Genomic DNA, 14746 nt, shown 5'->3' on the forward strand with positions numbered 1-14746 from the left:
GTGCATGCCGACGCTTATACACGAAACAACTTTCACTTCTCCGGCGCGAACCGGTCTCAGTCTGCCTGCTTGCGCAGGAAGGCCGGGATGTCGTACGTGTCGACGCCCTTTTCCTGCAGCGCTGCAACGTGCGAAGCCGCCGTCTCGCGCGTGCTGCGCCAGACTGCCGGCGTTTCCAGCGCACCGTAGTCGGTCGTCATCGCGGGCTGATGGCTGTGCATCATCGTGTTGACCGGCATGTTGTCCGTACCGGTCTTCAGCAGCGTCATCGGCGCAGCCATCGTCTTCTTGGCGGCACGACCCAGACCCGTTGCGACCACCGTCACGCGGAGTGCATCGCCCATCGCGTCGTCATAGACCGTACCGAAGATCACCGTCGCGTCGTCCGCGGCGTAGCTCTTGATCGTGTTCATGACTTCACGCGTTTCCGACAGACGCAGCGAACGGCTCGCGGTGATGTTCACGAGCACGCCGCGCGCGCCCGACAGATCGACACCTTCGAGCAGCGGGCTCGCAACAGCCTGCTCGGCAGCCAGACGCGCGCGATCAACGCCGGCAACCGTCGCCGTGCCCATCATCGCCTTGCCTTGCTCGCCCATCACCGTCTTCACGTCTTCGAAGTCGACGTTCACCAGACCGTCGACGTTGATGATTTCGGCGATGCCTGCGACTGCGTTATGAAGCACGTCGTCGGCGCACTGGAAGCACTTGTCCATCTCGGCATCGTCGCCCATCACCTCGAAGAGCTTGTCGTTCAACACCACGATCAGTGAGTCGACATGCTCTTCGAGAAGCTGGGAGCCGGCTTCCGCCACGCGCATACGCTTGCCACCTTCGAATTCGAACGGCTTCGAGACCACGCCGACCGTCAGAATCCCCATTTCCTTGGCGATCTGTGCGACCACGGGTGCCGCACCCGTACCCGTACCGCCGCCCATGCCCGCGGTGATGAACACCATGTGCGCGCCACGCAGCGAATCGGAAATACGCTCACGCGCTTCCTCTGCTGCGGCACGGCCCATGTCCGGCTTCGCGCCCGCGCCCAGGCCGGTCTTGCCGAGCTGGATCGCGACCTGCGACTTCGAGCGGGCCAGCGCCTGCGCGTCGGTGTTCATGCAGATGAACTCCACGCCCTGCACACCGCGGTTGATCATGTGCTGGACGGCATTGCCGCCCGCACCACCAACGCCGACGACCTTGATGATCGTGCCGTTGGTTTCCGTTTCCAGCATTTCGAAATCCATTGAGTGCCTCCGTCAGAGATAAAACATCCCGGCCGTTATCCGGCAAAGGATCGGGCAACCCTTTGCCGCGCGCCGGTCGCCGAACACCAGCGCTGCTCCCTATTCAAAACTGAGCAAACTGCGTCAATTGCACACTGCATCCTGCGAACTGCGTGATCGTCGTGACGACGCCGACTTCAGACTGCTGCGCCGTCACGCCTCCTACTGCACCTGCCTGATACCTGGGCGGCCACCGATGCCGTGTCGAACGTACCAGGACCGCTCATGCTGCAAATCACACGTGCGTCATGCCTCCGACTGCATGACTAGAAATTGCCGAGGAACCATTCCTTCATCCGGGTCCAGACCTGATTGGCCGACCCCGACTGGACCGCGACCTTGCGTCCGCGCATACGCTGCGAACGTCCTTCGAGCAGCAGGCCCATCGCCGTCGAGTAGCGCGGATTGCGCACCACGTCGGCGAGGCCGCCTTCGTACTCGGGCACGCCGATGCGCACCGGCTTGAGGAAGATGTCCTCACCGAGCTCGGCCATACCTTCCATCGTCGCCGCGCCGCCCGTGAGGACGATGCCCGACGACAGCAACTCTTCGTAACCCGACTCGCGCACGACCTGATGCACGAGCGAGAACAACTCTTCGACGCGCGGCTCGATGACCGCCGCAAGTGCCTGACGCGACAACACGCGCGGACCGCGTTCGCCGAGCCCCGGCACTTCGATCATTTCTTCCGGATCGGCGAGCGCCTGCTTGGCGATCCCGTGGCTCACCTTGATGTCTTCAGCGTCGGGCGTCGGCGTACGCAGCGCCATCGCGATGTCGTTCGTGATCTGGTCGCCCGCGATCGGAATAACGGCCGTGTGACGGATCGAGCCTTCGCTATAGATCGCAATATCGGTCGTGCCGCCGCCGATATCGACGAGCACGACGCCGAGCTCCTTCTCGTCTTCAGTCAGCACGGCCAGGCTCGATGCAAGCGGCTGCAGGATCAGGTCGTTGACCTCGAGACCGCAGCGACGCACGCACTTGACGATGTTCTGCGCCGCGGACACCGCGCCCGTCACGATATGCACTTTGACCTCGAGACGGATGCCGCTCATCCCGATCGGCTCGCGCACGTCTTCCTGGCCGTCGATGATGAATTCCTGCGTCAGGATGTGCAGCACCTGCTGGTCGGTCGGAATGTTGATCGCCTTCGCGGTCTCGATCACGCGCGCCACGTCGGCCTGCGTGACTTCCTTGTCCTTGATCGCCACCATCCCGCTCGAGTTGAAGCTCCGGATGTGGCTGCCCGCGATCCCCGTGAAGACGTTGGTGATCTTGCAGTCGGCCATGAGCTCCGCTTCCTCGAGCGCGCGCTGGATCGACTGGACGGTCGCCTCGATATTGACGACGACGCCCTTCTTCAATCCCTTCGAGTCGCTCTGCCCGAGTCCGATCACCTCGTAGTGACCTTCGCCCTTGAGCTCGGCCACGATGGCGACGACCTTGGAGGTCCCGATATCGAGGGAGACCAGCAGGTCTTTGTAATCTTGTCTCATAGCGTATGACTCATGGCGTTTGATACGTGCGGCAAGCGCTGTACGGTCTGGATCGCGTTCATTGCCTCACCCCTTGTTGCTTCGGCGCGGCGATTCCCGGTTTGCCGATGGTTTTGACCGAATTCCCGTTGTTGCCCGACGGCTTTGCCGCCGGTTTGACCGCAGGTTTCGCCGACGGCGCCGCTGGCTTCGCGCCGGTGGTCTTCCCGGCTGCAGGGTCGTCGGCAATCTGCACACTTGCACTGCGTATTGCAAAACCGTTCGGGTAGCGCAGGTCTGCGTACTCGATGTCCTTGCCCCAGCGCTGCGTCGTCTGGTCCCACGACGAGACGAAGCGTGCCGCGCGGCTTGCGAGCGTCTGCGCATTGCGCTCGCGGCCAAATTCGATCTGCAGTCCGTTCGAGAGCTTCACTGTCCACGCATACCGTGGCGACAGCGTGACCTCGACAGGCTTCGCATGCAGCGGTGCGAACCAGGCCTCGAAATCGCGATACCGCGCGACCACGTCATGCTCACTGCCTTCCGGTCCGTCGAACACGGGCAGGTCGCCTTCGACCTCGCCCTGGTTCGCCGTAAACAACTCGCCATCGACACTGACCATCCGGTCGTCACCCCAGGTGCCGAGCGGCTTGTATGCGTCGATATCGACGGCCAGCTTGTCGGGCCACACGCGGCGCACGCTCGCATGACGCACCCACGGCATCGACTCGAACGCCGTGCGTGCGGTCTCGAGGTTCACCGTGAAGAAGTTGCCCTTCAGGTGATCGACGATCGTCTGCCGCACCGTCAGCGCATTGACATGGTCAGTGTCGCCGTCGATCTGGATCGCATGCAGCGCGAACGTCGGTCGCTGCGACATCCAGCGCGCACCCGTGCCCAATATCGCGAGCGCCACCAGCGCATAGAGCGCGGAGGCGATCATATTGAGTTGGCGGACGTTATGCCACATCGTTCAGTTGCTTTCGGTCAGGTTTTGTTACTTTGTGTGTCCATTTCGAATACGTTTGCCGCATCTTTCGCGAAGCGCCCAACAGTATTCGATTTCTCTACTGGTGTTGCTCCCGGAATCTCAGTTTTCGTATCGAGTTTCCGGGCACTCCTTTCATCACTTCTCGTCGACCAGTGTCTGCGCCAGAATCGCCAGCACCAGATCGGCATAGCTGATACCGACCGCACGCGCCGCCTTCGGCGGCAGCGAGTGGTCCGTCATCCCCGGCGCCGTATTGACCTCGAGGAAGTACGGGTTGCCGTCGGCGTCGAGCATGAAGTCCGCGCGCCCCCAGCCGCTGCATCCGAGGATCTCGAACGCGCGTCGCGCAAGCGCCTTGAATCGTGCTTCGTTGCCGCTCGTCAGCCCGCTCGGAATCAGATACTTCGTGTCGTCCGCCACGTACTTCGCGTGGTAGTCGTAAAACTCGCCTGCCGGCACGATGCGAATAATCGGCAGATCCAGATCGCCCGCGATCGACACGGTGAATTCACCGCCACCGTCGATGCTCTTCTCGGCGAGCACGACGGTGTCGTAGCGCGCCGCTTCTTCGAGCGCCGCGGCCAGCGTCTCGGCCGACTTGACCTTGATCACCGCGACGCTGGAGCCTTCGCTCGCCGGCTTCACGAACAACGGCAGACCGAGCTTCGCCACGATGCCGTCGACGCGCGCGGCATAGTCTTCGCCGCGATACACGACCTCGAACGGCGGCGTCGGGATACCGGTCTGTTGCCAGATCAGCTTCGTACGCAGCTTGTCCATGCCCAGCGCCGAGCCGAGCACGCCCGTGCCGCTATACCGCACGCCAAGAAACTCGAGCGCGCCCTGCAAGGCGCCGTTCTCGCCGTATCCGCCATGCAAGGCGTTGAACACGCGCGCGAACCCCTCGCGCTGCAGATCGAACAGCGGCCGTTCCGACGGATCGAACGCATGCGCGTCGACACCGCGCTCGCGCAGCGCAGACAACACGAGCCGGCCCGAATTCAGCGAGACCTCACGCTCCGCCGACACGCCGCCCATCAGCACGGCCACTTTCCCAAACGCTTTCGGATCCACTGCTTTCATCCCGATGTTCAATACCCGCTAACCGATTCCATCCGCGCGACACGTGCCGCACGGTGTATTCAACGTGTGGCAAGACCGGCTTGTTCCCCCGCTCTTGTCCACTTCATCCTTCGACTGACGAACGCTGCTTTGCTGACGGTCGACTCCGACTCGCTGCAAACCGGTTCATCTCAACGCATCCAGCCGCGGGACGTTGACCGCGGCGCCGATTGCGTCGTTACACCTTCTGTTCCTGCGCAAGCTTGCCCGGCACCGTGCCGATCGAACCCGCGCCCATCGTGATCACCACGTCGCCGTCCTGCACGAAGCTCGACAGCGCATCCGGCACCTCGTCGACCGTTTCGACAAAGACAGGCTCAACCTTGCCCGCGACGCGCAAGGCACGCGCGAGCGCGCGACCGTCGGCCGCCACGATCGGCGCCTCACCGGCCGCATAGACTTCGGTCAGCACCAGCCCATCCACCGTCGACAGCACCTTGACGAAGTCCTCGAAGCAATCGCGCGTCCGCGTGAAGCGATGCGGCTGAAACGCGAGCACGAGACGTCGATCCGGGAATGCACCGCGCGCGGCCGCGATCGTCGCGGCCATTTCGACGGGGTGATGCCCGTAGTCGTCGATCAAGGTGTAGGCACCCGTGGCCGTCGCGACTTCGCCATAGCGCTGAAAGCGTCGGCCCACACCGTTGAATTCAGCTAGCGCTCTCTGGATATCGGCATCTGCGACCTCAAGTTCAGTCGCAATTGCAATCGCGGCGAGCGCATTCTGCACATTGTGTGTGCCCGGCAGGTTCAGTTCGATCTTCAGCGGCGTCGCTTCTTCGCGCAGCACGGTGAACATCATCTTGCCGTCGCGCGCGACGACGTCGGTCGCGCGGACCTGTGCATCCTGAGCGAAGCCATAGCGAATAATGGGCTTCGAGACGAACGGCAGGATCTCGCGCACGCTCGGATCGTCGACGCACAGCACGGCAATGCCGTAGAACGGCAGGCGGTGCGTGAACTCGATAAAGGCCTGCTTGAGTCGTGCGAAGTCGTGACCATATGTGTCCATATGGTCGGCATCGATGTTCGTGATCACCTCGATCACGGGGAACAGATTCAGGAACGACGCATCGGACTCATCGGCTTCGGCGACGATGAAGTCGCCCGTGCCGAGCCGCGCATTCGCGCCGGCACTATTGAGCCGGCCACCGATGACGAAGGTCGGATCGAGGCCGCCTGCGGCGAGCACGCTCGCCACGAGACTCGTCGTCGTGGTCTTGCCGTGCGTGCCCGCGATCGCAATGCCCTGCTTGAGGCGCATCAGTTCGGCGAGCATGACCGCGCGCGGCACGATCGGCACGCGGCGCTGACGCGCGGCGAGCACTTCGGGGTTGTCCGAGCGCACGGCCGTCGACACGACCACCGCATTCGCACCCTCGATATTCGCGGCATCGTGACCAAAGGCCACGCGTGCGCCGAGCGCAATGAGCCGGTCCGTGACGGCGCTGCGGCCGAGATCGGAGCCGCTGACGTGATAGCCGAGGTTCAACAGCACTTCGGCGATGCCGCTCATGCCCGCGCCGCCGATGCCGACGAAATGAATATTCTTGACGATGTGCTTCATAGAGATTCCTTGCGTTGCGCGACGGCGGCGCAAACGCCTGCGACCACATCGGTCGCGTCGGGCTTCGCGCGTTCGCGCGCATGCCCTGCCATTTCCGCGAGACTGTCGCGCGTCTGCGCGCCGATCCAGTCCGCGAGTCCATCGACCGTGAGCTCGCGCTGCTGAATCAGCAACGCGCCACCCGTGTCGGCGAGGAAACGGCCATTCGTTGTCTGGTGGTCGTCGACCGCATACGGGAACGGCACGAACAGCGCGGCCACGCCGACTGCGGCGATTTCCGCGACCGTCATCGCGCCGGACCGGCAGATCACGAGATCGGCCTCCGCATACGCGCTCGCCATATCGTCGATAAACGGCACGAGCCGGATATTCGCGTCGCCGCCGAGTCCGGCGTTCTCGTAGAACGTCTTGAGCGCGCCGATATGCTTGGCGCCCGCTTGATGAACCACGTGCGGACGTGCATCCGCAGGCAGCTTCGCCAGGGCGAGCGGCACGACCTCATTGAGCGCGGCCGCGCCAAGACTTCCGCCGACCACGAGCAGTTTGAGCGGACCCGTACGGCTCGCGTAGCGCTGCGCGGGAGACGCGATATCGGCGAGTTCGTCACGAATCGGATTGCCCGTCCATTCGCCGCCCGGCAACGCACCCGGGAAAGCAACGAGCACCCGCTTCGCAAGTTTCGCGAGCACGCGATTCGCCAGACCTGCGATCGAGTTCTGCTCGTGAAGCACGAGCGGACGCCCCGTTAATGCCGTCATGATGCCGGCCGGAAAGGTGATGTAGCCGCCCATGCCGAGCACGACATCGGGCTTGATCCGGCGCAGTACGCCGAGACTCTGCATGCATGCGCGCAGCAGGTTGAGCGGAAGCTTGAGCTTGGTCGCGATGCCCTTGCCGCGAAGACCGCCGAAACGCACGAACTCGATCGGAATGCCGTGCTTGGGGACGAGCGTCGCCTCCATGCCACCCGGGTTGCCGAGCCACACCACGCGCCAGCCTTGCGCCTGCATCCGATGGGCGACCGCGAGCCCCGGGAACACATGTCCGCCGGTGCCGCCAGCCATCACCATCAGGGTGCGCGCATGCGTCATACCTTGCCTCCGCGCATCAGTACCCGGTTCTCATAGTCCACGCGCAGCAGCAACGCGATCGACACGCAGTTGAGCAAAATGCCGGAGCCGCCGAACGAGACGAGCGGCAACGTAAGGCCCTTGGTCGGCAACAGACCGAGGTTCACACCCATGTTGATGAACGTCTGCGCACCGATCCACAGGCCGATGCCTTTCGCGACGAGGCCCGCGAACACGCGATCGAGTGCCAGCGCCTGGCGGCCGATCTCGAACGCGCGACGCACGATCCAGTAGAACAACAGGATCACGACGAGCACGCCGACGAAGCCGAGTTCTTCGCCAATCACGGCGAGGATGAAGTCGGTATGCGCTTCGGGCAGGTAGTTGAGCTTTTCAACGCTGCCGCCAAGGCCGACGCCGAACCACTCGCCGCGGCCGAAGGCGATCAGCGAGTGGGTGAGCTGATAGGCCTTGCCCTGCGCGTATTGCTCATCCCACGGATCGAGATACGCGAAGATCCGTGCACGACGCCACGGGGATGCCCAGACCAGCAGGGTGAAGGTGCCGACCGCCGTCAGGACCAGACCGCCGAACAGCTTGGCATTCACGCCGCCGAGGAACAGCAGGCCCATCGCGATCGCGGCGATCACCATGAATGCGCCCATGTCCGGCTCGAGCAGCAACAGCGCGCCGACCGCGCCGACGGCGAACGCCATCGGCAGGAAGCCCTTGCTGAAGCTGTGCATGAAGTCCTGCTTACGCACCGTATAGTTCGCGGCGTAGACCGTCACCGCGAGCTTCATGATTTCCGACGGCTGCATATTCGTGATGCCGAGCGGAATCCAGCGGCGCGCGCCGTTCACGCCCTTGCCGATATGCGGCACGAGCACGATCACGAGCAGCAGCAGCGACACGACGAACAGCCGCGGCGCCCATTTGTCCCAGCTGTTGATCGGAATGCGGAACACGAAGACCGCCGCCCCAAGCCCGACCACGAGCGACACGATATGACGCACGAGAAAGTGATTCGTCGTGTACGCGGAATACTTCGGCGAATCGGGCATCGCGATCGATGCCGAATACACCATGACCAGGCCGAGTCCGAGCAACGCGATGACGATCCACATCAGCGTGTGGTCGTACTCGAGCATCTTCGAGCGCGTCGGACTGATGCGGTTGAGCCCGCTCGAGGTCCCGCTCTCCGATGCGCGACGCGACGCACGGCCTGTCGTCGAGCCGGCCGTTGCCGCACCTTCGGGCAAGGCCGAATCCGACTGCAGGAAGCGATTGGTCACGCGTTGAATGAAGCTCATAGCACCATCCCCTGGTCCGCGGCGATGTCTTCGACCGTCGACTTGAATACTTGCGCGCGATGAGCGTAGTTGCGGAACATGTCGAGGCTCGCGCAGGCCGGCGAGAGCAGTACCGCGTCGCCCGGCTCGGCGAGCGCCGCGGCCGCGCGCGTGGCGGCCTCGAGCGTCGCGTGTTCCTGCAGCTCGACGCCGGTACCCGCAAGCGCTTCGCGCAATTGCGCGGCATCGCGTCCGATCAGCATGACCGCGCGGCACCAGCGTGCGACGGGCGCCGCCAGCGGTGCGAAGTCCTGCCCCTTGCCGTCGCCACCCGCAATCAACACGAGGCGCTGGGCAAGGCCGTCGAGCGCAGCGACCGTCGCGCCCACGTTCGTGCCCTTGCTGTCGTCGACATAGTCGACCCCATTCAGTGAGGCGATCGCTTCGACGCGATGCGGCTCGCCGCGGTATTCACGCAGCGCATGCAGCAACGCAGCGAGCGGCAGGTCGATGGCACGCGTCAGCGCGAGTGCGGCAAGCGCATTCGCGGCATTGTGCAATCCGCGGATCCGTAACGCATCGACCGGCATCAGGCGCTTGAGCGCGATTTCGGGTTCGGGTCCCGCATTGCGGCGACGACGCGTCGAGGCCGATTCGGGCGGCGCGTCGGCCTGATCGATCGCATGAGCGAGCCACGCGAGGCCCGATTCGCGCAGCAGGCCGAAGTCACCATCGTGCGCCGGCTCGTCGAGTCCGAACGTGACGACACGCGAACCCGATTCGCTTGCATCTCGCGCCGTGGCAGCGCCCGCAGCGGGCAGTCCAGCCGTCGCGAGCGCCATTACGCGCGCGTCTTCGCGATTGAGCACGCGGATGGTCTGCTTGCCGAAGATACGGCCCTTCGCGGCCGCGTAGGCATCGAGACCGCCGTGCCAGTCGAGATGATCCTGCGTGATATTGAGCACCGCGGCAGCATCGGGCTCGAAGGTATAGGCCGTTTCGAGCTGGAAACTCGAGAGCTCAAGCACCCAGACCTCGGGCAGCGCGGTCTTGTCGATCGCTTCCGACAACTTGTCGAGCGCGGCCGGGCTGATATTGCCCGCCACCGCCACCGACTTGCCGGCGCGCTGACACAGCAGCCCCGTGAGCGAGGTCGTCGTGGTCTTGCCGTTCGTGCCGGTGATCGCGAGCACCTTCGGCGCATAGCCGCTGTCGCCGAGCGCGCGCAGCGCCTGCGCGAAGAATTCGAGTTCGCCCCACACGGGAATGCCGCGTTCACGCGCAGCGGCAAGCAAGGGACGCAGATCGTCCGCGAGCGGCGAGAGGCCCGGGCTGATGCCGACGAGCTCGATGCCGTCGTCGAGCAACGCAGGCGTGAAAGGTCCTCCGACATATTCGGCACGCAGCCCTTCCTGGTCGAGCGCCGCGCGATTGGGCGGCGACTCTCGCGTGTCGGCAACGCGCAGGCGGCAGCCATGGCGCGCGCACCAGCGCGCCATCGCGAGGCCCGATTCCCCCAGGCCCAATACCAGCACTGCCGGTCGTTGCAAATGGCCAAACATTGTCAGACTTTCCCTGTGTTGCAAGCGCCCGGCAGCGACGCGATCCGATTGATCGGCTTGATCGGGTCAATCGAGTTGATCCGATCGTTCCGAGTGCTCCGATTGCTCCGAGTGCGCTGATTCATCGACGCGCTCAGGAGCATGAATGTTGAAACGGCACCGCTTACCGCAACTTCAAAGTCGAGAGCCCGATCAGCACGAGCATCAACGTGATGATCCAGAAGCGCACGACAACTTGTGTTTCCTTCCAGCCTGATTTTTCGAAGTGGTGATGCAGCGGCGCCATCTTGAAGATCCGTCGCCCTTCGCCAAATCGCTTCTTCGTAAACTTGAACCACGAAACCTGGAGCATCACGGACAGCGTCTCGACCACAAAGATCCCGCCCATGACAAAAAGAACGATCTCCTGGCGGACAATCACGGCAATCGTGCCAAGCGCCCCGCCGAGCGCGAGCGCACCGACGTCGCCCATAAAGACCTGAGCCGGGTGCGTGTTGAACCAGAGAAACGCGAGCCCCGCACCCGACATGGCGGTACAGAAGATCAGCAATTCACCCGCGCCCGGTATATGCGGGAACAACAAGTATTTCGAGTAGACCGCGCTGCCCATCACGTACGCGAACACACCGAGTCCGCTGCCCACGAGCACGACGGGCATGATCACAAGGCCGTCGAGGCCGTCGGTGAGATTCACTGCGTTGCTCGCGCCGACGATCACGAAGTACGTCAGCGCGATAAAGCCCAGCGTGCCGAGCGGATAGCTGATCGACTTGAAGAACGGCAGCATCAGGTCGGTGCGCGCGGGAAGTCCGAGCGAGAAACCGCTGTGTACCCACGCCATGAACAGATCGAACACACGCTCGTTGTTCGCTTCCGACACGCTGAACGCGAGGTACACCGCGGCAAACAGCCCGATCACCGATTGCCAGAAATACTTCTCGCGCGACGCCATGCCCTTCGGATCCTTGTAGACGACCTTGCGGTAGTCGTCGACCCAGCCGACCAGGCCGAAGCCGAAGGTCACGAGCATCACGATCCAGATAAAGCGATTGGTGAGGTCAGCCCACAGCAATGTCGCGATGGCGATGGCGAAGAGAATCAGCACGCCGCCCATGGTCGGCGTGCCTGATTTGACCAAGTGCGTCTGCGGGCCATCGGTACGCACCACTTGCCCGACCTTCATCGCGGCGAGCTTGCGGATCACGGCCGGACCGCAGACGAGCCCGATCGCCAGCGCAGTGATGGCAGCCATCACCGCACGGAACGTCAGGTAGTTGATCACGCGCAAAAAGCTTGCATCGTTCTGCAGCCACTGCGCCAGGGCCAATAACATCGAACTTCCCTCTTAATGCGCGCCGGTATCCGGCGCTCCTTCCAATGTCAGGGCGCGCACCACACGTTCCATGCGCATAAAGCGCGAGCCCTTGACGAGAATCGTGCCGCGGCCTGGGCCGGCGGCGCTGTCCTGCAACGACGTCCATCCGGCGGCTAGGGCCGCCATCAGCTCGTCGACCGATCCGAAATGCTGTCCGTGTGCGCCGAATGCACGCACCGATTCCTGCGATTCTTCACCCAGCGCGTACAGCGCCTGAATGCCGCGGTCTCGCGCGTATTCGCCGATCTCGTGATGGAACGCTTTCGCATGATCCCCCACTTCGCCCATATCGCCGATCACCAGCGCGCGAAAACCGGGTTGCGCGGCGAGCACATCAATGGCCGCCCGCATCGAATCCGGATTGGCGTTGTACGTATCGTCGATCACAGCGACATCGGCGAGCGGCGCAAGCTTCGCGTGCTTGCGTTGCAGGCGCCCCGTGACCGGCTCGAACGTTTCGAGTCCGCGCCGGATGGCGTCGAGCGACACGCCCGCCGAATACCCCGCTGCGGTCGCCGCCAGCGCATTGCGCAGGTTGTGGTCACCGATGACATTCAGCATCACGTCGAACGCACCCGACGGTGTGATCACGTGCAGGCTGCCGTCGTCGTTGCGTGAACCACGCACCGCAGCCGTGTCGTGATCGAGCGCGAAGTCGACGATCTGACGATCGGTCGCGGCGACGCGCCAGATGCCGGCGTAGGCGTCGTCCGCGGGGAACACCGCGTGCGCGCCATCGGGCAGGGCGTGGATCACGCTCGCATGCTCGAGCGCAACGGCTTCGACCGTCGCCATGAATTCCTGATGCTCGCGTTGCGCGTTGTTGATCAGCGCGATCGTCGGCTGCGTCATGCGCGCGAGCACTTCCGTCTCGCCCGGATGATTCATGCCGAGTTCGATCACCGCGAGCCGGTGCTCTGCGTGCAGGCGCAACAGTGTCAACGGCACACCGATGTCGTTGTTGAGATTGCCCGTCGTCGCGAGCCGCGCATCCTCGCCGACCGCCGCCGCGAAGATCGACGCGATCATGCCCTTCACGGTGGTCTTGCCGTTGCTGCCCGTGACAGCGACGACCGGAATGCCGAATCGCGCGCGCCAGCCGCGGGCCAGTTCCTGCAGCGCGATACGCGTATCGGCGACACGCAGCGCGGGCAGACGCCAGTCGGCCGGGCTACGCGACACCAGCGCCGCCGAAGTGCGGCGCTCGGCAACCTGCGCGAGAAAATCATGCGCGTCGAACCGCTCGCCCTTGATTGCGACGAACAGATCGCCGGGGCCGGTCGTCCGGCTGTCGGTCGAAATCCGGTCGAACGTCGTCGTGTCGTCACCGAGCACCGTGGCGCCGGGAATCAGTGCGGCTGCTTCGCGCAGGGTCAGCATGCTCATGCACCCTCCGCGTGGGGCTTGGTCGCGCGCGCGGCGAGCGCGAGGCGCGAGTGGTCGAGGTCCGAGAACGGACGCTTGCGACCCATGATTTCCTGCGTGGCTTCGTGGCCCTTGCCTGCGATCACGACAATGTCCTCTTTCGCGGCGGCGCGGATGGCCTGCAGAATCGCGCTCGCGCGATCCTCGACCTTGCGCGCGCGGTCGGCATGCTTCATCCCTGCGGCGATCTGATCGATGATCGTGGCCGGCACTTCGGTGCGGGGGTTGTCGCTCGTGATGACGATGCTGTCCGCGAGGCGCTCGGCAATCGCACCCATCTTCGGACGCTTGCCGGCATCGCGATCGCCGCCGCAGCCGAATACGCAGATCAGCTTGCCTTCACGCACGCTCGCGACCGGCTTCAATGCTTCGAGCGTCTTCTCGAGCGCGTCGGGCGTGTGCGCATAGTCGATCACGACGAGCGGCTCGTCATTGGCCAGGCGGCCGCCGAGCCGTTGCATGCGACCCGGGACCGATTCAACCTTGGCGATCTGCGCGATCGCGGCGTCGAACGGCACATCGCTCGCGAGCAGCGTACCGAGCACCGCCAGCAGGTTGTGCACATTGAACTCACCGAGCGTGGCCACTTCGAGTTCCGCACGGCCCCAGTCGGATTCGACGTGAAATGCCGTGCCTGTCGCCGTCGCGCGGATCTGCGTCGCCGTCAGCGAAGTGGCCCCAGCCCGCTCGCCGACACCATAGGCGATCGGCTTGACGCCGGCAGGCAGAGCCGCGAGCAGGCGCTCGCCGGCAGGATCATCCCGATTGACGACCGCAGCCTTGAGACCCGGCCAGTCGAACAACCGCGCCTTCGCGGCTTCGTACGCTTCGAGGGTGCCGTGATAATCGAGGTGATCCTGAGTCAGATTCGTAAAGACGGCCACATCGAAGGCCGTGCCGTTGACACGCCCCTGATGCAGCGCGTGCGACGACACTTCCATGGCCACGGCCTTCGCACCGTCGCTGCGCAAGCGTGCGAGCACGCGCTGGAGCTGCGGCGCGTCCGGCGTCGTAAAGCCTGTTTCAACGAGATGGCCTGCGAGCCCGACGCCCAGCGTCCCGACCACGCCACACGGCTGGCCAAGCGCGCTGAACGCCTGCGCGATCCAGTGGCTGCACGACGTCTTGCCGTTCGTGCCCGTGATGCCGACCATGCGCATCGCCTGACTCGGCTCGCCGTACCACGCACTCGCGATCGGACCCGCGAGTCGATCGAGTTCTTCGATCTGCATGACGTGTTCGATCGAGGCCGGCGGCGTCGCACCGGGCGTCGCGTGCCACAGCGTGCACACGGCGCCGTGATGACTCGCCGACACGGCATGCGGCCGGTTATCGGCACCGTCGACGGCGTACGCGACAAACACATCGCCTGCCGCGAGCGAACGCGAGTCTGCATGCAGGTTCGCGCTCGACGCGACCTGCGTGTGAAGCCACGCTACCGCCTCCGCGACGCGTTGTGCGTCACGCACCGGATCGACCGGTGCGTAGGCGCGCGTCGTATTGGACGTCTTGCTGGCGCTCATCGCGTCACCTTCGCGTGCAGCACGCGCGGCGCGACCGGGGTCGCGGCACGCGGTTTTT

11 protein-coding genes are annotated in these 14746 nt (G+C 64.3%); all 11 read right to left on the reverse strand.

The annotated features are described in order from the left end of the window. Positions 1-56: 56 nt before the first annotated feature. The 11 genes from ftsZ to ACMFWR_RS17640 all read right to left on the reverse strand — a co-directional run bounded on the left by ftsZ (position 57) and on the right by ACMFWR_RS17640 (position 14688). Positions 57-1244 carry a cell division protein FtsZ gene (gene ftsZ / locus ACMFWR_RS17590; RefSeq protein WP_413192874.1) on the reverse strand — a complete coding sequence of 396 codons (1188 nt, stop codon included), beginning with the start codon at positions 1242-1244 and terminating at the stop codon, positions 57-59. Between the two features lie 305 nt (positions 1245-1549). Continuing rightward, a complete protein-coding gene (gene ftsA, locus ACMFWR_RS17595) occupies positions 1550-2782 on the reverse strand; it encodes a cell division protein FtsA (RefSeq protein ID WP_413192875.1) in 1233 nt (410 codons plus the stop codon). A 58-nt stretch (positions 2783-2840) separates the two neighbouring features. Continuing rightward, entirely contained in the window at positions 2841-3731 is an 891-nt protein-coding gene (locus ACMFWR_RS17600; RefSeq protein WP_413192876.1) for a cell division protein FtsQ/DivIB, read from the reverse strand. A 156-nt stretch (positions 3732-3887) separates the two neighbouring features. Next, positions 3888-4835 carry a D-alanine--D-alanine ligase gene (locus ACMFWR_RS17605; RefSeq protein WP_413192877.1) on the reverse strand — a complete coding sequence of 316 codons (948 nt, stop codon included), beginning with the start codon at positions 4833-4835 and terminating at the stop codon, positions 3888-3890. A 217-nt stretch (positions 4836-5052) separates the two neighbouring features. Further along, positions 5053-6441 (reverse strand): UDP-N-acetylmuramate--L-alanine ligase, encoded by a 1389-nt coding sequence (gene murC, locus ACMFWR_RS17610; RefSeq protein WP_413192878.1) that lies wholly within the window; start codon positions 6439-6441, stop codon positions 5053-5055. After that, on the reverse strand, positions 6438-7532 hold the full coding sequence (gene murG, locus ACMFWR_RS17615; protein ID WP_413192879.1) for an undecaprenyldiphospho-muramoylpentapeptide beta-N-acetylglucosaminyltransferase: 1095 nt from the start codon (positions 7530-7532) through the stop codon (positions 6438-6440). The genes murC and murG overlap by 4 nt, the downstream gene beginning before the upstream one ends. Continuing rightward, complete coding sequence (gene ftsW, locus ACMFWR_RS17620; RefSeq protein ID WP_413192880.1) at positions 7529-8824, reverse strand: putative lipid II flippase FtsW; 1296 nt, start codon at positions 8822-8824, stop codon at positions 7529-7531. The genes murG and ftsW overlap by 4 nt, the downstream gene beginning before the upstream one ends. Continuing rightward, the gene (murD, locus tag ACMFWR_RS17625; RefSeq protein WP_413192881.1) at positions 8821-10365 is read right to left on the reverse strand and encodes a UDP-N-acetylmuramoyl-L-alanine--D-glutamate ligase; all 1545 of its coding nucleotides are present in this window, start codon (positions 10363-10365) and stop codon (positions 8821-8823) included. The genes ftsW and murD overlap by 4 nt, the downstream gene beginning before the upstream one ends. A gap of 163 nt (positions 10366-10528) precedes the next feature. Beyond that, positions 10529-11698, reverse strand: coding sequence for a phospho-N-acetylmuramoyl-pentapeptide-transferase (gene mraY, locus ACMFWR_RS17630; RefSeq protein WP_413192882.1), 1170 nt, complete (start codon positions 11696-11698; stop codon positions 10529-10531). Positions 11699-11710: 12 nt separating this feature from the next. Then, positions 11711-13126: a UDP-N-acetylmuramoyl-tripeptide--D-alanyl-D-alanine ligase gene (locus ACMFWR_RS17635; protein ID WP_413192883.1), complete on the reverse strand. Its 1416-nt coding sequence runs from the start codon at positions 13124-13126 to the stop codon at positions 11711-11713. Further along, positions 13123-14688 (reverse strand): UDP-N-acetylmuramoyl-L-alanyl-D-glutamate--2,6-diaminopimelate ligase, encoded by a 1566-nt coding sequence (locus tag ACMFWR_RS17640; RefSeq protein ID WP_413192884.1) that lies wholly within the window; start codon positions 14686-14688, stop codon positions 13123-13125. The genes ACMFWR_RS17635 and ACMFWR_RS17640 overlap by 4 nt, the downstream gene beginning before the upstream one ends. Positions 14689-14746 lie beyond the last annotated feature (58 nt).

The organism is Pararobbsia alpina (genome assembly GCF_965118125.1).
Classification (GTDB): domain Bacteria; phylum Pseudomonadota; class Gammaproteobacteria; order Burkholderiales; family Burkholderiaceae; genus Pararobbsia; species Pararobbsia alpina_A.